This window comes from Cyclobacterium amurskyense, from assembly GCF_001050135.1.
GTDB classification, from domain to species: domain Bacteria; phylum Bacteroidota; class Bacteroidia; order Cytophagales; family Cyclobacteriaceae; genus Cyclobacterium; species Cyclobacterium amurskyense.
The window spans coordinates 2,753,354-2,776,306 of the sequence record NZ_CP012040.1; the positions used below are offsets into that span (position 1 = coordinate 2,753,354).

Annotated in this window: 12 protein-coding genes and 1 tRNA gene; 11 read left to right on the forward strand and 2 right to left on the reverse strand. The window is 40.6% G+C overall.

Translation table 11 applies throughout. From position 1 onward, the window contains the following. Positions 1–96: 96 nt before the first annotated feature. From CA2015_RS11315 to CA2015_RS11365, 11 genes are all read left to right on the forward strand, one after another. Positions 97–681, forward strand: coding sequence for an RNA polymerase sigma-70 factor (locus CA2015_RS11315; protein WP_084011739.1), 585 nt, complete (start codon positions 97–99; stop codon positions 679–681). A gap of 3 nt (positions 682–684) precedes the next feature. Beyond that, the gene (locus tag CA2015_RS11320; protein WP_048642010.1) at positions 685–1,662 is read left to right on the forward strand and encodes a FecR domain-containing protein; all 978 of its coding nucleotides are present in this window, start codon (positions 685–687) and stop codon (positions 1,660–1,662) included. A gap of 34 nt (positions 1,663–1,696) precedes the next feature. Then, positions 1,697–3,463 carry a peptidase associated/transthyretin-like domain-containing protein gene (locus CA2015_RS11325; protein WP_048642011.1) on the forward strand — a complete coding sequence of 589 codons (1,767 nt, stop codon included), beginning with the start codon at positions 1,697–1,699 and terminating at the stop codon, positions 3,461–3,463. A 422-nt stretch (positions 3,464–3,885) separates the two neighbouring features. After that, positions 3,886–4,656 carry a GntR family transcriptional regulator gene (locus CA2015_RS11330; RefSeq protein ID WP_048642012.1) on the forward strand — a complete coding sequence of 257 codons (771 nt, stop codon included), beginning with the start codon at positions 3,886–3,888 and terminating at the stop codon, positions 4,654–4,656. Between the two features lie 253 nt (positions 4,657–4,909). Beyond that, positions 4,910–6,139, forward strand: coding sequence for an MFS transporter (locus tag CA2015_RS11335; RefSeq protein WP_048642013.1), 1,230 nt, complete (start codon positions 4,910–4,912; stop codon positions 6,137–6,139). Positions 6,140–6,224: 85 nt separating this feature from the next. Beyond that, positions 6,225–7,718 carry an L-fucose/L-arabinose isomerase family protein gene (locus CA2015_RS11340; RefSeq protein ID WP_053086679.1) on the forward strand — a complete coding sequence of 498 codons (1,494 nt, stop codon included), beginning with the start codon at positions 6,225–6,227 and terminating at the stop codon, positions 7,716–7,718. 28 nt (positions 7,719–7,746) lie between these two features. Then, on the forward strand, positions 7,747–10,926 hold the full coding sequence (locus tag CA2015_RS11345; RefSeq protein WP_048642014.1) for a SusC/RagA family TonB-linked outer membrane protein: 3,180 nt from the start codon (positions 7,747–7,749) through the stop codon (positions 10,924–10,926). A 17-nt stretch (positions 10,927–10,943) separates the two neighbouring features. After that, positions 10,944–12,377: a RagB/SusD family nutrient uptake outer membrane protein gene (locus CA2015_RS11350; protein ID WP_048642015.1), complete on the forward strand. Its 1,434-nt coding sequence runs from the start codon at positions 10,944–10,946 to the stop codon at positions 12,375–12,377. Next, on the forward strand, positions 12,377–14,905 hold the full coding sequence (locus tag CA2015_RS11355; protein WP_053086680.1) for a hypothetical protein: 2,529 nt from the start codon (positions 12,377–12,379) through the stop codon (positions 14,903–14,905). The genes CA2015_RS11350 and CA2015_RS11355 overlap by 1 nt, the downstream gene beginning before the upstream one ends. Before the next feature lie 24 nt (positions 14,906–14,929). Beyond that, entirely contained in the window at positions 14,930–16,369 is a 1,440-nt protein-coding gene (locus tag CA2015_RS11360) for a sulfatase family protein (protein ID WP_084011741.1), read from the forward strand. Positions 16,370–16,635: 266 nt separating this feature from the next. Next, entirely contained in the window at positions 16,636–19,605 is a 2,970-nt protein-coding gene (locus CA2015_RS11365) for a glycosyl hydrolase (RefSeq protein ID WP_084011743.1), read from the forward strand. Positions 19,606–19,671: 66 nt separating this feature from the next. Here the strand turns inward: CA2015_RS11365 and CA2015_RS11370 are convergent, their stop codons facing one another. Beyond that, entirely contained in the window at positions 19,672–22,020 is a 2,349-nt protein-coding gene (locus CA2015_RS11370; RefSeq protein WP_048642018.1) for an alpha-L-fucosidase, read from the reverse strand. Positions 22,021–22,841: 821 nt separating this feature from the next. Beyond that, positions 22,842–22,914 (reverse strand) — tRNA-Met (locus tag CA2015_RS11375). Between the last annotated feature and the right edge of the window lie 39 nt (positions 22,915–22,953).

Below are 22,953 nucleotides of genomic sequence, written 5' to 3' on the forward strand. Positions count from 1 at the left end.
AATCAAGTTTCACAATTATTTTGGCCAAGGTCCAAGGGTATAGTGTGGGGTAGGTGTCTTATTATTAGAGGAAGGTAAACTTAATGATCAGGATTGGTGACAGAAATTACTAATGTAAATAAGGACTTACCACAGATAGTGGATGAGCGGGTGTTTGAGGAGGTTTTTAAAAACCACTTTAAATCTCTTTATGGTTATTCGCGTGTGTTGGTTAAAGATGAAGTTGTGGCCGAAGAGGTGGTTCAAACCGTTTTTCTTAAACTTTGGGAAAGGAGGGAAGCCGTGGATATCACTACTTCTATCAAAGCCTATCTCTATAAGGCAGTGTATTACGACTCACTAAACTATCTCAAGCATGAAAAAGTAAAGATGAAACACAGGGAAAGAAAACAGCATGAATTTGCAGGGGATAGGTCTATAGGAACAGTGGTCGATAACCCCGGAGAGGAGAAGGAAATTCAAAACAAGTTGAACCAGGCATTACAGGTTCTACCTGAAAAATGTCGAAGGGTGTTTCAGCTAAGTAGATTCGAAGAGCTTAAGTACCATGAAATTGCAGACAGATTGGGTATTTCTATAAAAACTGTGGAAGGTCACATGGGCAAGGCCCTAAAAACCTTAAGAGTGGAATTGGCAGAATTTCTGCCAGTTATTATAATTCTATTGGCAGATAAATTTTAAGTGATGGAAGATAGCTTACTTATAAAATACCTGCTTGAAGAGACCAGTCCAGATGAGGTTACAGCAGTGGAAGCATGGATCGAGGCAGACCCTAAACATAAGAAACATTTCCAAGAGTTTAGGTGGGTTTGGATAAAGTCTAAAGACTTGGTTCAGGCGGATAATATGGATGAAAATGCTGCATGGGAGCGCTTTCAAGTGTTTCGTGAGGCAAATCAAAAAAAACCACAACCAATAGCTCAACAGCGGTTTTTAACTTCTGCTTGGGCAAGAGTAGCCGCAGCTATTGTACTCCTTGGTGCAATCACGGCAATAGTTTTGTCCTTTCTTCCCCATTCTGGAAAGGCACTTTATTCCAATGTAGCTTTAGTGGCAGATCAAGAAACTGTTAAAGAACTGCTATTAGATGGTACTTTATTAACGCTTAATAAAAATGCTAAATTATCGTATAGTCAGAAATGGTTGGGAGATAATCGACTCGTTAAGTTGGAAGAGGGTGAAGCTTATTTTGAAGTAGAAAAAAATCCCAAAAAGCCTTTTGTAATAGCAGTAGATGAGTTGGAAGTTAGGGTTTTGGGGACTTCTTTTAATATTAAAAAAACCGATGAAAGAACCACTGTGATAGTAGATGAAGGTGTCGTACAAGTGAAAACAGGTACGGATAAATTGTTGCTACAAAAAAACGAAAAGGCCGTAATCAATAATGATAACGGAACCATTGAAAAGAGTGTTTCTACCGATCAATTGTTTAAATATTATGTAAGCAAGGAGTTTGTGGCAAAAAACCTAAAATTGACAAAACTAGTGGAGGCCTTGAATGCTGCTTATGATAGTGAGGTTGAGGTTTTGTCAGCGCGGGCAAAGGAAATGTCTATTACCACCACCCTGTCCTATGGATCATTGAGAGACAATCTTGAAATTATCCGCCAAACACTTGGGGTAACTGTTTCTCAAAAGGGAGATAATATAATTATAGAATAATTCTTTACCTTCGAAGGGTCTGTTGATTATCGTTATGATTTTTAAATTTCGTGGTTTTTTTCTTTTACTATTCATTTGCCTAGCTTCTCCTAAATTCGTTAGTGCACAGGACTTTCTTTTGCATGAAATGAATTATGTGGCTTCTAATCAAATCCCTTTAGGGGATATAATGGATGAGCTATCGAAGGAACAAGGCTTTTATTTTTCCTACCAGAGCAGCTTGATCAACCTGAATGAACCAATCACGGTTCCTTCCTATGAAGGGCAAGTGGAAGGGTTTCTTCGGGTCCTTTTAGGAGAGGACTATGAGTTCAAGGAGCATGACAAATATGTGATCATTAAGTATGCGCCAGGCAAATTGGATATTGATCTGGAAAAAGGGAATAAGTCCTCAATTCTTAGAGGGAAGGTCAAGGATTTTCATAGTGGTGAACCAGTTCCTTTTGCTAGTGTTTATGAAAAAAACACTTTGGTTTCCGCTTTGTCAGATGAAAATGGAGATTTTGAGTTTAAATTCAAGAAGCAACCCAATGACCTTATATGGCTGGGCATTAGTAAAGAAGCTTATCGGGACACCTCCTTTGTTATCTTGCCTACTGTTGATGTAGGGTTAAGGGAAAAGCCGAATAAATTACGATTTTATCCGGAAAATGGGGTCGCTGAAGCAATGGAGAACAGTGCTTTGGGACGCCTTTTAATTGGGTTTAGGCAGCGTGTACAGCGACTTAATTTTGGAGGGTTTTTCGTGGAAAGCCCTATGCAAGTATCCTTTACACCGGGCTTGAGTTCTCAGGGGATATTTAACAGTCAAATGATTAATAACTTCTCCTTGAATATTTTAGGGGGCTATACTGCCGGGGTGGAAGGATTAGAAGTTGCTGGGATTTTCAATATTAATCAGAAGGACGTTAAAGCTTTTCAGGTAGCGGGAATTTTTAATATGACAGGTGGGGATGTGGAAGGTTTTCAAGCCTCCGGAATACATAATTTTGTGTATGGTAATGTAAGTGGATTTCAGGTTGGAGGTATTTATAATCACGTGAAAGGTGATGTAAATGGTGGGCAAGTTGCAGGAATTTATAATTTCACTGATGGCTCATCAGATATTCAAATTGGAGGATTGTTAAATAGAACAGCACAAGCAAATGTTTTACAAATAGCAGGTTTGTCTAATCATACAAGTACCAGTACAGGTGCATTTCAAATAGCAGGGTTAAATAATTATTCAGAAGGAGAAGTGAGTTTTCAGATCGCTGGTCTGGTAAACATGGCAGAGAATGTAACTGGTGCTCAATTTTCAGGATTAATTAATATTGCCAAGTCTAGTGATTACCCTATCGGGTTGATTAATCTCATAGAAGATGGGCAAAAAAGTTTGTCTGTGGGTATCGATGAGACAGGGTTAGGACAAATTATTTTTCGATCTGGAGGAAGAAAATTATACGGCTTAATTGGAACAGGTATAATGGAGCAGTCAGAGAAAACCATGTACGGGTTCGATTTTGGGCTAGGATTGCATGTTTTTAAGAAAGAGAAAACAGGAATGGATTTCGAATTTGTTAATAGGCAAACAACAGACTTTTCTGGTTTGACAAACAATTCAAGTTTTTTTAGATTAATCCCTGGGTATAAGTTCGGAAATCATTTTAAGCTTGTTGCAGGTCCGTCTATTGGGTTTACTGCTTTTGACAAAAACTGGACTTACCCAAGTCCCGGTTATGTGATAGCAGAGAGAACCACAACCAATGGTAGGTATTCCTTGCATGCTGGTTTTTATGCTGGTATACAGTATTCATTTTAATTGACGGAATCGCGGTAATCCTGTCATTTAGAGAAGTAGTATTATAGTCTGTTAACTGTTCTATTTTTATATTTTGAAGGATATGAACTGGGTTTTGGCTCTTTTTCCCTTACTTTTAACCCGGATTATGTTATAGAATTTCTCCGTCCTGACAATGTCAGGGGTGAAGCCTGTCCCGTGTTTACGGGAAGTGTTGCAATCGCAAGAAAATCAGGCTGTTTGGAGATTTTAGCATAGCACCGCTATGGTGAAATTGAAAACAGCAACGAAGTGGCTGATTTTAAAGCGATTTCAGCACGTAATAGAATGTCTATTGCATATTTCGAGTTTAAGGGTTAAAATCATTTAATTTACAAGAATTCCTATTGGTTTTAACTCATTATTTAAGTGGCGACACCTAATAGGCCAGTAAATTTTCTTTTATGAAAAATCGGAACCAGAGCAAAAAGCCCAAATTTATTGTCATTAGTGAGCAAATCATCAGTAAAATAATCTCAGGAGAATTATTACCGGGAGAAAAGGTGCCCTCTGAAAATGAATTGATTCATAACTTTCAAGTTAGCAATACTACCGCCAGAAAGAGCTTGCAGGAAATTGAGTCCCGTGGTTATGCCCAGCGGATAAAAGGTAAAGGTACCTTTGTGCTTAATAAAACAGAAGACCATCATTTGGTCAGGACTTTGGGCTCAATCGATGCCACCAGAAGGGGGTTTGATGAAGGTTTGAAAGTGGAAGGCTTCAAGCCAAAAACAATTGTGCTCGAAAAGACCGTATTGGATCATGGTGTTTCAGCAGAGATAAGTGGAAAAAATTATATTATTGAAGGGCCTGTTCTAAAAGTACATCAATTAAGGTATGCTGATGAGATGTTGCTAAAAGATGAAACAAAGTACATCTCATTAAAGCTTTGTCCAAAAATCAATATGCTTTCCACGGACCTGTCTTATTTCAAGGTGTACGAAGACAAGTACCAGCTTAAAATTTCCGATATCAAACAGAATTTAAGTGCAATCATTCTTCCTCCGGATGATCCAACAAATAATTTTGAATATGAAAGTGCATTACCTGTATTCGTGCTCGACAGTGTGGTGTTGAGTAGGAAAGACGCTGTACTTGAATTAGAGAAATCTCTCTACAGAGGAGATAAATATAAATTTGCTATCATCGCCCACCCTGAGTACAATGGGAATTAAGTTCAATACTGGTCCTTTTCACGGAGGGTTTTCCCTAATTTTTTTTTTTTTCTAAAAAACACTTTATCACCTTGTTTTACCTTAAATTATTCTCTTAGAGCGTTAAGATAAATTTTGTAATTTCGGTTTAATTTGCTTTTTTGTTCCGTAAGGTCTGGTATTGAGTAGTCTATTGAGTAAAAAATAGATAATAACTTGCATTTTAATTTTTAAGGTTATATCATTGTTTAATTAACTTAGAGCGTTAAGTACAATGAGCCCAAAAATCAAATGGTATATTTTAGCAATGGTTTTCATTGCTACAGGTCTAAATTTTTTAGATAGGCAGGTCTTATCTATGACCATAATAAAAATTCAAGAAGAACTTTCCATTTCCGATGTACAATATGGCTGGGTGAACACTGGCTTTTTGGTAAGCTATGCCCTGATGTTCACCGTTGGGGGTCGCTTAATCGATAAATTTGGAGGAAAAAAAGGGCTTGGCTTTTCAGTTGGGATTTGGTCCTTTGCCAGTGTGCTTCATGGTGTTATGAACAGTTTTTCTCAATTGCTGGGATTTCGATTTTTACTTGGAGTGGGTGAGGGAGCCTGTTTTCCCGGAGCAGCCAAGACGGTGTATGAATGGTTTGATGAAAAAGAAAGAGCCTTGGCCAATGGGATTGCGATAGGAGGGGCGGCAATTGGGGCAGTAGCGGCACCACCTTTGACCATTTTGATTGCAGGGGAATATGGTTGGCGATGGAGTTTTATTATACCCGGTTTGATTGGGTTGGTGTGGATTGTACTTTGGTTTAGCCAATCCTGGAAAAATAGCCTACATGCAAGAGAGGTTAAAGCAATGGCCACTATCGATGAGCATGTAGTGCAAATTTCTATTAAAAGGCTGCTTCAAAATAAGACCGTGCAGGTGTTTATTTTAATTAGGTTTCTCTTAGATCCTGTATTTTACTTTTTGATGTTTTGGGTACCCAAATACCTTAATCAGGAGCGGGACTTGTCCTTTGAGCGAATAGGTGAATTGTTTTGGATCCCTTTTCTTGCTTTGGGTCTTTCCAATATTCTGGGTGGCTGGTGTTCAGATAAATTGGTAGCCAGGGATTTCAGTATCAATGCTGCTAGAAAGTGGGTGATGGGTTTTGCTGCGGCATTGACTTTGGTGGCTCCTTTTATTTCTACGGTTTCTACGGTAGAAGTAGCCGTACTATTGATGTCATTAATGATGTTGGCTCATGGTTTTTGGATTACCAATTACATAACGGCCATAGCAGATGTATTTGGTAAATATGCTACTTCATCAGTGGTGGGCTTATCTGGGACAGCGGGTGCTATTTCTGGGATGATCATTAATCCATTGATTGGGTGGATTGCCCAAAATTATTCTTATGGACCACTTTGGTTGGTCTCTGGAATAATGTATCCTCTGGCCTTTGTCATTCTGATAGTATTTATACCAAAAATTAAAACAATCGAATTCGGTAAATAAAATTCAATTGGCAATTGGGATTGTATCAATTTGTCAAATTTAACATAGTGCGTTAAGAAAAAATATTAATCTTAAACTTAAAACAATGAAGGAAATTAATGGAAGTGGCAACCCAGCAGAGGGAAAATATAAAATTGAAAGAAGAGAATCCTCTTTGCCTAGAATTGGCGTTTTTGGTGTGGGCTATTTCAAATATTGGGCACAATTTGAGGGGCTATTGGATGCCTTATTGGCAAAACAAAAAGTGCTCATAGAAAAAATTGAAAAGAACAATGCAGAGGTAATTGATTTTGGATTGGTAGATGATGCACAATCGGCCTATGACCTAGTTCCTAAGTTACAAGCTGAAAATCTCGATTTGATATTTTGTGACATGCTTACTTATGCTACCTCGAGCACTTTTGGGACAATCATTAAAAATATAAATGTGCCTATAGTGCTGGTAGCCTTGCAGCCAGACAAGGCAATGGATTACAGTAAGGCTTCTACCTATATGCAGCTCTACAATGATGATGTATGCTCATTGCCTGAATTTGCGGGTGTTGCAGTAAGAATGGGAAAAAAAGTGCCTGATGTTATTATCGGTACCCTCCATGATGATCCTGAATCTGAGCGAATGATTGGTGATTATTGTCGGATGGCTAACGTATTACATGGCTTGAAAACAGCTAGAATTGGACATATAGGTCATCCTATAGAAGCCATGCTGGACATGCATACCGATTCAACCATGCTTACTGCCCATTTCGGTGTACATATAGTGCAATGTGAAGCCAATGAAATTGTAGGCAATTACTCCAATAAGGTTTCTGAGGCTGAAGTAACTGAAGAAGAGAAGCGTATTTTATCCTTCTTTGACACCCCCGATCCTGTTTCTGATCCTATCTCTGAGAAATTAAAGAAGGAAGATTTAAATGTAGCAGCAGGAGTTTCTGTAGCCCTAAAGAAATTCGTTGAAGATAAAAACCTTGATGGACTGGCCTATTATTATAATGGAGAAGATCAAAGTGAAACTCAATTGGTAATGTCCAATCTTATTGTTGGGAATTCAATATTAACAAGTTCTGGATTTCCCATGTGTGGAGAGTCTGATTTGAAATGTTGTATGGCCATGTTTATCATGGATCGTTTCGGTATAGGCGGGAGTTTCGCGGAATTTCACCCCGTAGATTTTAAAGAAAACTTTGTTTTGGTAGGACATGATGGCCCTCACAATCTCTCCATCGCTCAGGGGAAGCCGGTGCTTAGAAGTTTAAAGAAGTACCATGGTAAACCCGGATTTGGAGCTGGCGTCGAATTTAAGATCAAGGAAGGGCCGATTACCATGTTAAGTATAAGCTCTACTTATGAAGGTAAATTTAAATTTGTTATTGCTGAGGGAGAATCAGTAGAAGGGCCAATACCGCCTACAGGAAATACAAATACAAGAGGTTTTTTCAAACCCGATGTACGCACCTTTTTGACCAATTGGATCAAAGAAGGACCTACTCATCACTTTGCTTTAGGCATAGGACATCATGCAAAAAGCATCCAGAAAATTGCCAATTACCTAAATATAGAATCGGTAATAGTAGTCTGAATTAATGAATAACCCAAAATAACTGACCATGAAAACACTTATTAAAATTTTTGTTTTCGTGATGGTACTCTGCTTTAGCATGGGCCATTACGAGCTATTGGCACAAGCAGGCAATCGCCTGGTGGTAAAAGGAACGGTAACATCTGCTGAGGATGGGGCCACAATTCCTGGCGTGACAGTCCTTGAAAAAGGCACCTCTAACGGGACGGTGACAGACATTGACGGAGGGTATGAAATTACGCTTAGCAATGGAAATGCTGTCTTGGTTTTCTCTTATGTGGGCTTTGCTAAGATGGAGCTTCAAGTGGGAAACCGAAGTGCATTAGACATCGAACTCCAAATGGATATGGAACAACTGAATGAAGTTGTTGTCGTGGGCTATGGTACTCAAAAGAGAAAAGACCTTAGTGGATCAATTTCAAGAATTACTAGTGATGAGTTTTTACAACCATCTACAGGGAGTTTTGATCAGATGCTACAAGGAAAAGTGGCTGGAGTGCAGATCAACCAGACCACGGGTGCGCCTGGAGGGAATGTGAATATACTTGTAAGAGGAGTGAGTTCAATTTCTGGCGGCAACCAACCATTGTATGTAATTGATGGGTTTCCAGTAGATGGAGGATCAAATTCAAATATGCGTGGTTATGGTGGAGATTCTTTTTCCTCTGCAGATATGGCTTCCAATACTGCGAACCGGATCAACCCATTAAGCTCTATTAACCCTTCAGATATTGCTTCAATAGAGATTTTAAAAGATGCTTCAGCTACTGCTATTTACGGTTCAAGAGGATCAAATGGTGTTGTGATCATAACCACCAAAAGGGGAAATTATGAAAAGGCACAGATTAGCCTTGACATGTCCTATGGTTACCAGGAAGTAGCCAATAAACTGGACTTGATGAATGCCAGCCAATATGCTGATTTTGTAGCTGATGGAAGAGACAATGCATGGATTTTTCGCGGAGGAGATATAAATGACCCTAACGAGGTAAGGAATGCTGCCAGTAGGGTAAGGCCTGAATTTAGAAATCCTGGATCCCTGACTACAAATACAGATTGGCAAGATGTAATATTCAGAACTGCTCCGGTAAGAAACGTTCAGTTATCATCTAGAGGTGGAACAGATAAAACAAGTTTTTTCATCTCCGGAGGTTATTTTTCTCAGGAAGGTGTGGTGATCAACTCTGATTATAATAGGTTTAATTTAAGGGTGAATGTGGATGCTCAAATTACCAACAAGGTGAGGATCGGAACCTCCACTTATGGTTCTTACGGGTATGGCAGGTTTGCCAATACTGAATCACATTACGGACAGGGTGGTTTGCTTTCCAATGTGCTAGCAGCTTCCCCAACCATACCTGTTTATGATACAGATGGTAATTATTATTTCAATCAAGACGATGTTACAGATGGATTAGGGTTTTTAGCCAATGTGTTGGCAGTAAGTGAAGGATCTGTGGACAGGAGAAATGTGATGAATGTTTACACTAATAATTATATAGAGGTAGACATCAATGAAAACCTGATGTTCAGATCATCTGCTGGTATCAATTATTCCTCAAGTAATATCCGCCTTTGGAGGTCTACCGCAGTACCTCAGTACACCTCTCTGAACTATCCGGCAACAGCCGGAGCAACAAAAATGGACAACCTCAATTGGCTGAATGAAAATACGTTGACCTTTAACAAGTCTTTTGACACCAAACATTTTTTAAATGCTGTAGCAGGCTTTACTGCTCAGAAAAACAGTAGCGACCGTTTGTCTGCTGGAGCTTCTGATTTCCCAACAAACTACGTCACCTACCTGTCTGGAGGAATAGTCAATGCTGGAACGCAAACGCTGAACGAGTGGTCTTTATTGTCAGTGATGGCTCGGGTAAATTATTCCTATGACAGCAAATATCTTTTCACAGCTACCCTTAGACGAGATGGAAGTTCAAGGTTTGGAAGCAACTTCAAGTGGGGCTCTTTTCCTTCATTCTCCCTGGGATACAATATTTCTGAGGAAGAGTTTTTAAGCAATGCTGATTTTCTAAGTAACCTTAAAATTAGGGCCAGTTACGGGATTTCAGGTAACAACCAAATCGGAAATTATACCCATATAGGATTATTATCTGCTAGGAGGTATATTAATGAGGGTGGTTTGATACCAGGATTGGTGCCAAGTAGTCTTGCAAATGATGATCTGACTTGGGAAATATCGAAACAAACCAATTTCGGGATAGACATGAGCCTATTTCAGGACAGGGTCAACCTTACGGCAGATGTATATAGGGATTTGAAGACTGACTTGCTATTGGCTGTTCAACTTCCTGCTGCCTCAGGTTTTTACAGTTCCGTGCAGAACATTGGAGATGTCGAGAATAAGGGATTTGAGCTAGGGTTGAATACGGTGAACGTCCAAAAGACCAATTTTACATGGAATAGCAATTTCACATTTTCTGCAAATAGAAACAAAGTACTTAAACTCGCTACCGAAGGTGGAAGAATTTCAAATTCGCCATTTCAAATTACAGAGGTAGGCCAGCCTGTTTCCAGCTTTTATATGATCAATAAACTGGGGATTTTCATGAATAGTGACGAGTTAGAAGGTGCAGCCTTGTTTCATCCGGCAACACAGGCAGGAGATATAAAATTTGAGGATGTAAATGAAGATGGTGTAATCAATCAAAATGACCGAAAAATTGTTGGTAACCCTTGGCCAGATTTTGTTTGGGGATTGACCAATAATTTAGAGTGGAAGAATTTTAACTTGAATATAGCTATTGTTGGTTCGGAAGGGGCTCAAACCTACCTTGAATCAGGTGGGGCTTTAATGGGGTCCAATGGTGTTCAAAATGGGTTAGTTTTACAAGATAGAAGATGGCGATCAGAAGAAGATCCTGGAGATGGGATTATCCCTCGAGCGATCAGGAGTAATCATGCATTGGGTTTTGGTACTTCATCACACTTTCTGTTTGATGCCTCCTTTATCCGTATCAGAAATGTGATGCTTGGCTATACCATGCCTCAAGAACTAGTTTCCAGATTTAGGCTGACCGGTATGAACGTCTATGCGAGTGTTGCCAATGTTTACACCTTCACAGATTACCCTGGTTATGATCCAGAATCCAGTAGCACAGGTGACAATGTAGTTAACGCAGGTATTGATTACCTAAATTACCCACTACCAAGGACTTACACTTTGGGCCTAAAAATAACCTTATAACTTAAAATTATTGAGTCATGAAAAAATATATCATATATATCCTGACCTTATTGGCTGGGACCTCTTGCTCTGATTTTCTAGAATTGCAGCCTGAACATCAAATCAGTGATGGCTCCTTCTATAAAAATGCCAACGATTTTGAGACAGCGCTTATAGGTAGTTATTCAAGTCTTCAGAACCTGTATGATGCCAATTTAGTGTACGTTGGAGAATTGACAACGGACAATGCGGAAATACAGTGGACTACTCCTTCAATATCCGAGGTGGAATTGGACGAGGTCAACTTTACGCCTTCAAATGGCTTTTTGAATTCAATTTGGCAGATAAGTTTTAACCTTGTTTCTCAATCAAACAATATATTGTCTAGAATTGATGATGTGGACATGGGCACTCAGATAAGAAACCAGATAAAAGGTGAGGCTTTATTTTTAAGGGCTTTTGGATACTTTAATCTTGTCAGAACATTTGGGCCTGTGCCAATTGTGGATGTTGCTTTCCGAAGCCCAGGTGAAATTGCGGCCTATGACATGACACGAAAACCTGAGGAAGCTGTTTATCAGATATTAGAAGCTGATTTGAATCAGGCTACATCTCTGCTAACAGGTGTGGAGGAATTAGGAAAATCCAGGGCTTCAAGTGCAGCAGCAATGACCTTATTGGGGAAAGTTTACCTTACCCAAATGGATTATAGCAATGCCGAAACGGCATTAAAGGGGGTTGTAGAAAGCAATGCTTTTTCGCTTGAATCGGATTATAAAAGATTGTTTACCAATGGAAATGATGAATTGTCTGAGTCAATTTTTGAAATCAAATACATGTCTGGTAACTTGGGTGTAGGGAATGGCTTTTCCAGCACTTTTACCCCAGCGAGATTTGACATGGATATCTTCCCTAATCAAATGCAAGGTTCAGGAAGAATTTTACCAACACCTGAAATGTCCGAAGCCTATGAAGACGGAGACCTTAGAAGGCCGGCTTCCATAGGTGATTCTGTTCGGGTGATCTCAGGAGGTTTTGAAAAAGAACTGTATGGGTTGAAATTTGTAGATTTCACTACAGGTGTTCAGGGAGATGGTGGAATCAATTTTACTGCTTTAAGGTATGCAGATGTACTATTGATGTATGCAGAAGCACTCAATCAAAATGGCAAGCAGGACGAAGCGATGGTTTACCTTAATATGGTTCGCGAACGAGCAGGTTTGACAGAGGTGAGCGGATTGGATCAAGCGGCATTGACGGTTGCATTGGCACAAGAACGAAGAGTTGAGTTATTTTTGGAAGGTCACCGCTGGTTTGATTTGGTGAGAACAGGTAAGCTGTTAACTGAAATGAATGCTTATTTTGAGCGGAACAATTTAAATTTTGAAGTTCAGGCTTACAAGACGATAATGCCAATTCCGCTTAGGGAAATTGATATTAATCCCAGTTTAGGACAAAACACGGGTTATTAATGAGGATACGAAACAATACAATGCACAATTTTTGGTTGGTTTTGTTGCTAGTCTTGCTCTGTGTACCAGGGATAGCACAGGACAACCTAAAGGGTAAGAATTTCCAAAGTATTACTCTGGAATCTTCCCTTAAGCCTTTTAAGAAAAAGGACAAAGCTTATATCAGGGCAGTGGCTCATGAAATGTTTACCCAATGGCATTCTTTGTTGAGGCATACGGATACTGTATCGATGATGCTTTGGACCAGTGATGGTTCTGAGATTCTCGATTATAAAGGCACTATGGATCAACCACTAGAGTGGGCCAAATACATGGGGAATCCAAATACAGCGCATGAAGTGGGTTCAGGTCCCGAATCCCTTTCTTTGCATCAAAGGGCTTATGTATATCGGGACGATGCGCCAGACTTTACTTATGGTGATTTAGCTTTTATCGTTAAGGTACTTAAAGAGGAAGGACGAAAAGTAACAGGCAAACCGGTGAAAGTAGGAGCTACCTTTGATCCAGGTCCTGAATTTGCCAAATCTCCTTTCAAATATGAGAAACATCCAGAGATATTGGGTGGAAATGCCATGGGGCACAAGACTTTTGTAAGTTCTTATTCAGTATTGAATGGTGACAGTGAGTCCTATGCAGGTTTTCCTGATGGTATTCCTGATCAAACCCCATTTGGAACCTTCTTTGGAAGACAAAGTCAGCATTTTCTTGATGACTTGGGTTTTGACTATATATGGCTAAGCAATGGGTTTGGTTTTGGTGCAGAAGGATGGGCAGCTACTGGAGCAATTTTTACCGGAGAAAATTTTGCCCAAGAAAAACTGGTGCCATCTGCAGATAAAGTAGTAGGCTTTTGGAAGTTGTTTAGGGAAGAATGTCCTGATTACCCTATCCAAACCAGAGGTACCAACCTTTCTGTAGGTGCTGATTTGGCCAGAGATGCGGTAGATTTAAGAAACATATACAAAGGAGGGTTTAATATGTTGCCTCCACCCAATTCACCTTGGGCAGCATTGGATGGAGATTTTGGGTTAGAATTGGCAGGTTATATGTCACGAATGGCCATGTTACCGGACAATAGATTTCCATTCAGGTATTATACCCACGATCCGTGGTGGATCAATAGTCCTTGGCTAGATCGCTATGGAAGAGAACCACATGATATTTATTTGCCTTTGGCTGTAGCAAGGATTGATGAAGAAGGAAAGATAGGAGTACCTACGCATTTAAATTTCCTGACCATTGATGACACCTATGGCAATATGCCAACGCAGGTGCCTGACGAGGTTATGCCTCATATCTTAAAAGCACGGTATGACATGCCTACAGCTCCTGGGCCTTTAGTTTGGGTCTATCCCTTTGATGAGTACCATGATTGGGCAAGGGATTATACCGATAGATTGCCAGAGATTTATTATGGGGACTGGTTTATGAGACAGGCAATCAACAGTGGACTTCCTATGAACACGGTGATTTCAACTACTTCTCTTCCAGGCGCCATTGCGAATAATCCAGGACTTTTTAAGTCTTCGATACTTATGACAATTGCTCCGGAAAAGAATTCTAAGAATGAGAAAACCCTTATGGATTTTGTAAAAAATGGAGGGCAACTTATTGTATTTGGACCTGTGGACCATTCAAGTAAAACCTTTATGGATTTTCTTAACCTTTCCAATACTAATCCGCTGTCAGGAGAAATGGATCTGTATTCAGAGGTAGGTTTAGATATTATCAAAGGAGAGTTACCACAAAAAATACGACACCTTTCCTTATTCTCTGGAGGAGGATTTCGTAGCCTTATAAAAAACCCGAAAGATTCATTTACTCAAGCTTTGGCAAGTGTGAAACAAGGGGATGAAGTAAGGGACATGGCATGGCTAAGGCAAGATCCTGATTGGAATGGAGGTAAAGTTGTTTATTTAAGAGGTACCAATTCCAGTAGTTTTACTGGTGGAAGGTTATTGACGCCTGACAATCCGGAAGAATTTCTGATTGTTCCAGCCATGCTAAGGCAACTGCTAGGGACTTTTGGAATGCAATTAAAAATAGAAAAAGAAAACGTTGGAATCAAAGACCCTGTCCTTACGATCAATCGTTCTGACAATGCTTTTATCTTTTCTGGTTACAATCCCAATTCTACCGTAAAGCAGTCCTTTAAATTTGAACAAGGAGCGCCATTAATATTGGGCTTGGAGACAATCCTTGAAGACGGTTTTTCTAATTACACCATGCCGACATCCTGGCATAGAGAATGTCGTGTTTTTATTAAGCAGACCTCAGGAATGGTATCGTTTAAAGAACTTCATTCGGGCCAAAAAGGAATAAGTAAGCGGTATATTGTCAGTGGGTTACAAAATGGTTCACTTAGGATATATCCATCCGATGCGGTGAGGGCAGAAGAATTAAATGTATACTTAAATTCAAGGTATCCATGGAATACTGGCGAGATCCCATTCACTGAAGTGAAAAATGGCAATGAGCGCTATTTTGAAATCAAGGATATCTCAGGAATAGTAGTGTTTTCATGGTAATTTATCTCGGGTAACTAGTTTAAGATGAGAAAGAAAATATATATTCCCTGGAGACCGCTCCTTTTAATAAGCTTTAATATGATGGCTATAGCAGGTTGTCAAAGCAAAAAAAAACATGAGAAGGAACCACAGCCAAATGTTTTGGTCATTCTAACAGATCAACATACCAATGATGCGTTGAGTTATTTGGGCAATCCTCATTTAAACACCCCAGCTATGGACCAATTGGCAGCTGAAGGTACCTTTTTTACGGCATCTTATTGTACCTCGCCAGTTTGCGGACCAGCAAGAAGTAGCTTGATCACAGGAAGGATGCCTCATGAAACTGGTGTGGTTTGGAATTCTACAAATATCCGACCAGAAGTACCAACCATCGGTCAGGTATTTAAAGAAGCAGGCTATAATACCGCATGGGCGGGGAAATGGCATCTTCCTCAAGCTTACCCTGCCAAAAATAAAATGGATTCCGTAGCAGGTTTTGCAGTGGTTCCGTTTCAATCTTTGGATAAAGAATGGGATCTCGGAGAAGATACGGATGGGCCTATTGCAGACGCCACGGTTAATTACCTCAATAATTATAAAGAAGATCAACCCTTCTTATTGACAGTTTCACTTCACAATCCCCATGACATCTGCCATGTCCCAAGAAGACCGGATGAATATGCCAAAGCCCATGAATTGCAAGGTTTACCTCCCTTGCCCAATAACTTTGAAATTGATCCTGATGAACCACAATTCCTTGCAGAAAAACGTTTGATGGACCATTATGGAGATGAGTTATTGAAGACAAAGGATTATACACCCGAAGACTGGCAGGCTTACTTGTACCATTATTATCGATTTACTGAAATGGTAGATGTGGAAATTGGGAAAATTCTTCAAGCATTGAAGAAAAATGGTTTTGATGAAAATACCATTGTGGTGCTTACCAGTGAACATGGTGACGGCGGTGCAGGGCACAAATGGGCAGCTAAGTTAAGTTTGTATGATGAAGCTGCTACCGTTCCGTTTGTCATCAGGTACAAGGGCCATGTGCCATCTGGCAACATTGACAGAAACCAATTGGTATCAGGAATTGATTTGGCCCCAACAATAATCGATTATGCAGGCTTAACGACTTCTGCTAAATTTACTGGCAAAAGCCTCAAGCCCGTTTTGGAGCATCCTGGGGAGAAGTTAAGAGATTATTTGGTGGTGCAATTGGCAGACGACAAGTTGGATTCCAGCAGACAGGCAAGATTGATCAGAAACGATCGGTACAAATACAATCTGTACAATCAGGGGGAGCGAAATGAGCAATTGTTTGACTTGTGGAAAGATCCGGGAGAGCAGCACAACCTTGCTTATGTTCCTGCCTACCAATCCGTTAAACAAGAAATGCATGTGGCGTTGGATGAATGGATAACAGCCACCGGTGATGATTTTTATGAATGGAGTCCTTTGCCCAATAGTAAAGAAAAATAGTCATTTGTTCGAATTATGTTTTGGTAGTCAATTAAGATAGAAATTTCATGGAAAACTGTAGAAGCCTGAAGGGAATCACTAATAATAACCATGGGAGGAACCTGTGGTATTCAGATCGAAACGACTCGATTTTGGCGGTTTTGTTGCCATTTTTCTGCAACAATACTGACAAAATCCAGTTCTGAGTTACCTGTGAAACGTTACTTACCTACCTTACCGAATCAGGACCATTTAAATTTTAAACGATTAACATAAAGCCATAAACCATGAAGTTAAGTACTTATCTTTTTTGTTTTATTTCCAGTCTTTGTTGCATGGTATCCTTTGGCCTTCAGGCCCAGGAAAGTACAGCCTACAATCAGATGCGACAAAATTTCCTGCAGCCACCAAGTACGGCTAAACCCACTGTTTACCATTGGTGGCTGGGAGGACATGTGGATACTTTAAGGCTAAAAGAGGAGATCAAATCCTTCGATGAGGCAGGTATAGCCGGTTTTACCATATTTGAAATAGGTTCACGAGATACCATTCAGGTAGGTGCTGGCCCTGAGTTTTTGGGTGATGAATCTTTGGAGACCATAAGAGTTGCCGTAGATGAAGCTGGCAAATATGGCATGGAGGTAGGATTGAATACAGCAAGTAGCTGGAATGCTGGAGGCAATTGGCTCACGCCTAAACATGCGGCAAAATCCATTTACCAGCGCAAAGTAAATGTCACGGGAGGAGGGAAGGAAAAAATCAAATTGCCCTTCCCTGAAATTCCAGAAAAAGATCCCCGAGGCAGAAAACGCCTCATTTCTTACGGGAAAGATGGCAAGCCTGTATATTCTGAAGAGATAGCTGTATTGGCTATACCGATGGTTACAGAAAATATGGTAATGGATACAAGTCGGATAATAGATGTTTCCCTTTATTTTGATGCTAAAAAAGAGGTGTTGGATTGGAATGTTCCGGAAGGAGAATGGAAAATTGTACGTTATGTCAGTTCCAATTCTGGAGAGAATTTGGTGTTGCCAAGTAAGTATTCAGCAGGGCCTATTGTAGATCATTTTGATGCTGAAGCCACGGCCTTTCACTTCAATTATATTATAGACCGATTGGAATCGGTGTTGGGGGATTTGCGTGAAACGGCCTTGAAAAACCTATACATGGCAAGTTATGAGGCTAGGGGGTTCAATTGGACACCTACCATGCCACAAGAATTTCAGGAATTAAATGGCTATGATATAAAGAAATTCTTACCCATTCTATTTGAGGAGGTAGTACTTTCTAATGAAGCTACTTCTGCTTTCAGGGCAGGCTTTCAAAGAACATTGTCAGAACTCATGATCAAAAACTTCTACATGAAGTCCAAAGAGATCTGCAATGCCCATGGATTGAAAAACAACAGTGAAGCGGGAGGACCTGGCTATCCTTTGCACAATGTACCAGTAGAACCCTTAAAGGCGTTGGGTAAAGGCTTGGATATCCCTAGAGGAGAGTTTTGGATAAACCATCATAACTTTAGCGAAGAGGGTTTAGATGTGCTACGGGTAGTGAAGGAAGTTTCTTCCGCTTCCCATATTTATGGTTTGGGAATGGTAGAGATGGAAGCATTTACTACTTTTCAGCAATGGCAAGAAGGTCCTTTTGAAATGAAACCTATGGGCGACAGGGCTTTTGCTGAAGGCATGAACAGGGTAGTCGTACATGGATCTACTCATAACCCAGAAGGTACTGGGAACCCCGGAATCGTTTACCATGCAGGAACCCATTATAATGATAAAAGGGTCTGGTGGAAGAAAATACGACCATTTAATGAGTACCTGGCAAGGGTTTCTTATGTCTTACAGGAAGCCAATTTTAAAGCAGATGTTTTGTATTACTATGGTGATACCATTCCGAATTACGGAGGGCATAAGCGCAGTCGATTTAATCCAGGAGAAGGGTATGATTTCGAATTGGTCAATACTGAAATACTTCTTGGATTGGAAGTGAAAAATGGGAAAATTATTAACCCTCGGAATAGAGCTGAATTTAGCGTGTTGGCCTTGACCGAAGAGTATGAAATAAACCCTCAAGTATTGGTAAAGCTGGAACAAATGGCAAAAAACGGGGCCATTATCACGGGGCCTAAACCCAGTAGAATTGCTCCTAAAAGAAATATGAAGGATTTACCGAACATGAATGCTTGGCTGAATAGTTTATGGAAACCTTACAGCAAGCAGACTTTTAAGCCAGGAAGTAGGGCCATCTATTATGGGGCTTCGGTAGCTGAGATTCTTCAGGAATTGAAAATTAGGCCTGACTTTGAATATTTAGACAAAGGGTTTTATGCTTTGGATTACACCCACTACCAAAAAGATGGGCTTGATTTTTATTTTGTAGTCAATACTACAAACGAATGGTTGTCTAGAGACTTGAAATTCCTACAAGAGGGAAAGACTCCAGAGTTATGGAACCCTGAAAATGGAAGTATAACCACAATTCCTGTTTTTGATAATACTTCGGAAGGTATCCTGCTTCCTTTAAGTCTTGCACCTTATGAAAGTATTTTTGTTGTGTTTAAACCTGGGGACAAACAAGCACATTTCACAAAAATAGCTCATGATGGTATTCACCCTCCTAGACTGCGCTACGGGGAGTATGGCGTTGAATTATGGGAGGAAGGAGAGTTTGATTTCGTGCAAAAAGATAAAATCAGCCCCATGTTAAATCATGCCAATGTAAAAACCCTTGAGGGAGCCTGGGAGATCTATTTCCCTGAAGGGTGGGGAGCGCCGGAAAAAGCAATTTTCCCGGAATTAAAATCCTGGACGGAGGCTGAAAATGAGGGGGTCAAATATTTTTCAGGGACTGCCCGCTATGAAAAGAATTTTATATATGATATGCATGCCTCTGAATTTCCTGAGGCCAGGGTTTACCTGGATTTAGGTGATCTCTCCCATATCGCTGAGGTTTGGTTGAATGATAAGTCATTGGGTATAACCTGGGCGAAGCCTTACCGTTTTGATGTGACCGATGCTTTAAAACCGGGAATAAATACCCTAAAAATAGAAGTAGCCAATACCTGGTCAAATAGGCTAACGGGAGATGCAGTGACTGGAGCTAATTTCACCAAAACGCATGTGGAGGCCACCGTTATAAAAGGCATTCCTAAGTTAAGGGTTCCTTGGAAAGATGCACCGTTGATTCCTTCAGGAATCTTTGGGCCAGTTACTTTAACAACCGTTTTGCCAATTGCAATGCCTAAGTGATTTTGAGCGGCATTGTTGCTTTTTTTCTGCAACAATGCCGCTCAAGTTCTTGACTATATTTCTTAATTAGTCTGCTTGATAGACTGTAAAAGATTTCAACTCTATTTTGCTTTCATCACCTTTCAAAGAAAGACGGAGTTTATCGGTTTTTACGGGATCAAAATAGTGGATGCGCTTTCTTCCTATGGTAAGCCCTTCGGCCAAAAGATGCCAATTGGTGCCATCAAAACTCTCAAGATGGTACTGCTTGATATGTTGTCCATTGGCAATGTTTTCTTCCAAAACCATTAAGTTGGTTACCTGGTTTTCAGGAATTGACAGAGTGAAAATAGTATTGCCATTGTTCTCCGGCTGATCATAATTGGCCACAGGTTTCGAGAAAGTTTGTTCAATGGCTTCTCCAAATTCTTCCAGTCGCTTTACTTCAGCCGCTGGAATCAGGCCGCTAGTGTCTGGTGTCATGTTTACCAGCAAATTTGCTCCCCGACCTATGGATTCGGAATACACGTTCATCATAAAGGGGAGGTCACGTAAAGTTTTGTCTGAATCAGGCTTCCAAAACCAGGTTGACCTGGTGTGGAGGTTGGCTTCGGCAGGAATCCATCCCGCACTTTGAGGGCCCACCCACTTATCAAAACCTTCTCCCGGCTGAACGATATTTGCCAATGGATAAGCTGCCCATCCCTGCTCACTGCCTGACCAGCGGACATCTGGTTTGGTTCCTCCCATTACAATTGCATTAGGTTGTAGAAGCCGCACCATATTGTGTATTGCATTCCCATAGGCGGTGCCTAATGGTTGCTGAGTTTCTGGATCCATGACATCCCATCCAAACGGGTCGTAAGCACCATCAAACCAAAGGTAGGAGATCTCCCCATAGTTGGTTAGCAACTCTCTGAGCTGCTCCAAAAAAACTGGGAAGTACTTGTGTATGTCTCCTACAATTTTGCGTTCCCCTTGTGGGTCGGGTGTGCTGGTACATCCAAAATGCTTGTCTCCACCGGATACATAGAGGCCAATTTCCAGGTCGTACTTTCTACAAGCTTCTACAAACTCCCTGACAACATCCCCTTTACCCTTTTTCCAGGTAGCATTCTTCACCGAATAATCCGTGGTTTCGGTAGGCCAGAGACAAAAGCCATTGTGGTGCTTTGCCGTTAATACGATGTGTTTGGCCCCAAAAGATTTGGCTGTTTTGGCCCATTGGTCCGCATCAAGTCTGCTGGGATTAAATATTTCCGCAGCGGGGACACTCATCATGTCAGAGCCTATATAAGTGGCAGGCCCAAAATGGATAAAGGCTCCCAACTGTCTTTCCTGATAAGCCAATTGGCTTTCTGTTGGGCGAGTCCGTAATGGTTCAGTAGAGAAAATGGCTGTTCCATTGCCTTCTGTGCCTGCTTCCAATACCGGTAACCAGTCTCCCTGGTGTTTTGGTGCCACATCTGATTGCCCTTCGGCTTTAAAGAAATGCTCGAACAATTCTCTTGGTGTGCCATCGTAAGTTGCCCGCTGTAAATCTCCTGCTGTAGTTTGATCGCTTCCGGTGAAATAAAGGATGGTTTTGCCTTGAAAATAGCAGAGTTCCACATCAGAAGCATTGTTCTCGGAGATTTTAGGATTAATTAAAGGGATGTTTTTATGTTCCGGATTAAAGGTGACAAAAGGCCTGTCTTCTGGTGCATCTTCCCAATTGACCAGGTCTTTGGAGCGGGTGATGCGTGTTTCGTAGCCAGGCTTGAGTGATTCCAAATAAAGTGTATAGTACCAGCCTCCTTCATAATAAAGGGCAGGTCCGCCAACATATTTGTCCACTCCATAAACCGCATCCGGAATCTCTTTCCAGTGCTCCAAATCCGAAGAGCTCATGTACCTAAAGGTAAAAGGTTTCCACTGCTTGTCACTAGTTTCATACAGCAGTACAAAGCCATCTTTTCCTCTAGTAACCGCGGTGTTAAAAAAATACTCATTGTCATTTGCCCGAAGGACGGTCTTTGGCTTGCTCCAATTGACAAGATCTTCAGAGCTGGTCATTGTGATTTCTGTCATCTTTCGCCAGGGTTTCCCTTCCCCATAATCTCCAGCAAAAACATACACCCTGTCTTCCCATGTCAAAACTGTTCCAAAGCCATGGTTTTTCAGCGGAGTGGAAATAATCTGATTTGTTTGCAGGTCACGGATTCTTACCTCGTCCTCATGGAAATTGTCCCCAGGTTTTGCCCCCGGAATATCCCAAAACCGCTGGTTATTTTCCAGTAAGTACAACTTCTCCTGAAACACAAAAGGAGAGGTTTCCACTAAGGGTGACCCCAGTCGTTCTTCTTTCTGGATAGGGTTTTCCCAAGGCTCTTGTGCCAAAAGGTTCTGGCATATAAAGAGTAGGGCAATACAGGCAATGCTTTTAATACGATTCATGGTATAGGTTATACAGCTTTAAGTCAATTGATACTATCAGGTAAATATATAAAAAGTGGGTGGGTTTTATTATTTTGAGCTGATTTGAAAAATTGTTAACTTATAGGATAGATTGAACGCAGAGCCACAGAGTCGCGAAGAAATATTTTCTGCACCCTAATGAGGATTGAGAAAAAACTAATTAAAGGGGCGCCTTTTCAATAAGAGGCAACCCTATACTCTTTGCGCCTTAGCGCCTTAGCGAGAACCAAAAACTAAAATAAAACCTTTAAAAATTGCACGCAGAGCCGCAGAGTCGCAAAGAAATATTTTCTGCACGCAAACGAGGGTTAAGAAAAAACCAATTAAAGGTTAACCTTTTCAATAAGAGGCATCCCTATACTCTTTGCATCTTAGCGCCTTAGCGAGAACCAAAAACCTGAAAAACCAATAAAATTTCACGCAGAGCCGCAGAGTCGCGAAGAAATATTTTCTGCACGCAAACGAGGATTGAGAAAAAACTAATTAAAGGGGCGCCTTTTCAATAAGAGGCAACCCTATACTCTTTGCGTCTTAGCGCCTTAGCGAGAACCAAAAACCTGAAAAACCAATAAAATTTTACGCAGAGCCGCAGAGTCGCGAAGAAATATTTTCTGCACGCAAACGAGGGTTAAGAAAAAACTAATTAAAGGGGCACCTTTTCAATAAGAGGCATCCCTATACTCTTTGCGCCTTCGCGGCTTCGCGAGAAAATATAATAGTCTTGGTGCCTAATCGATAAATAATAAAAACGCCTTAAAAAAAAGAAAACCCCAAATACTTGACGTATAAGGGGTTTCTAGTAGCGGGAACAGGACTCGAACCTGTGACCTTTGGGTTATGAGCCCAACGAGCTACCAACTGCTCCATCCCGCGATATATCTTTATTTTAAATAAAATCGCTTTGAAAAATGA

Bases quoted from the DNA above. Each gene is read 5' to 3' on its own strand.
- CA2015_RS11320 (WP_048642010.1), top strand. From the start codon at position 685: ATGGAAGATAGCTTACTTATAAAATACCTGCTTGAAGAGACCAGTCCA.
- CA2015_RS11325 (WP_048642011.1), top strand. From the start codon at position 1,697: ATGATTTTTAAATTTCGTGGTTTTTTTCTTTTACTATTCATTTGCCTA.
- CA2015_RS11330 (WP_048642012.1), top strand. From the start codon at position 3,886: ATGAAAAATCGGAACCAGAGCAAAAAGCCCAAATTTATTGTCATTAGT.
- CA2015_RS11335 (WP_048642013.1), top strand. From the start codon at position 4,910: ATGAGCCCAAAAATCAAATGGTATATTTTAGCAATGGTTTTCATTGCT.
- CA2015_RS11340 (WP_053086679.1), top strand. From the start codon at position 6,225: ATGAAGGAAATTAATGGAAGTGGCAACCCAGCAGAGGGAAAATATAAA.
- CA2015_RS11345 (WP_048642014.1), top strand. From the start codon at position 7,747: ATGAAAACACTTATTAAAATTTTTGTTTTCGTGATGGTACTCTGCTTT.
- CA2015_RS11350 (WP_048642015.1), top strand. From the start codon at position 10,944: ATGAAAAAATATATCATATATATCCTGACCTTATTGGCTGGGACCTCT.
- CA2015_RS11355 (WP_053086680.1), top strand. From the start codon at position 12,377: ATGAGGATACGAAACAATACAATGCACAATTTTTGGTTGGTTTTGTTG.
- CA2015_RS11360 (WP_084011741.1), top strand. From the start codon at position 14,930: ATGAGAAAGAAAATATATATTCCCTGGAGACCGCTCCTTTTAATAAGC.
- CA2015_RS11365 (WP_084011743.1), top strand. From the start codon at position 16,636: ATGAAGTTAAGTACTTATCTTTTTTGTTTTATTTCCAGTCTTTGTTGC.
- CA2015_RS11370 (WP_048642018.1), bottom strand. From the start codon at position 22,020: ATGAATCGTATTAAAAGCATTGCCTGTATTGCCCTACTCTTTATATGC.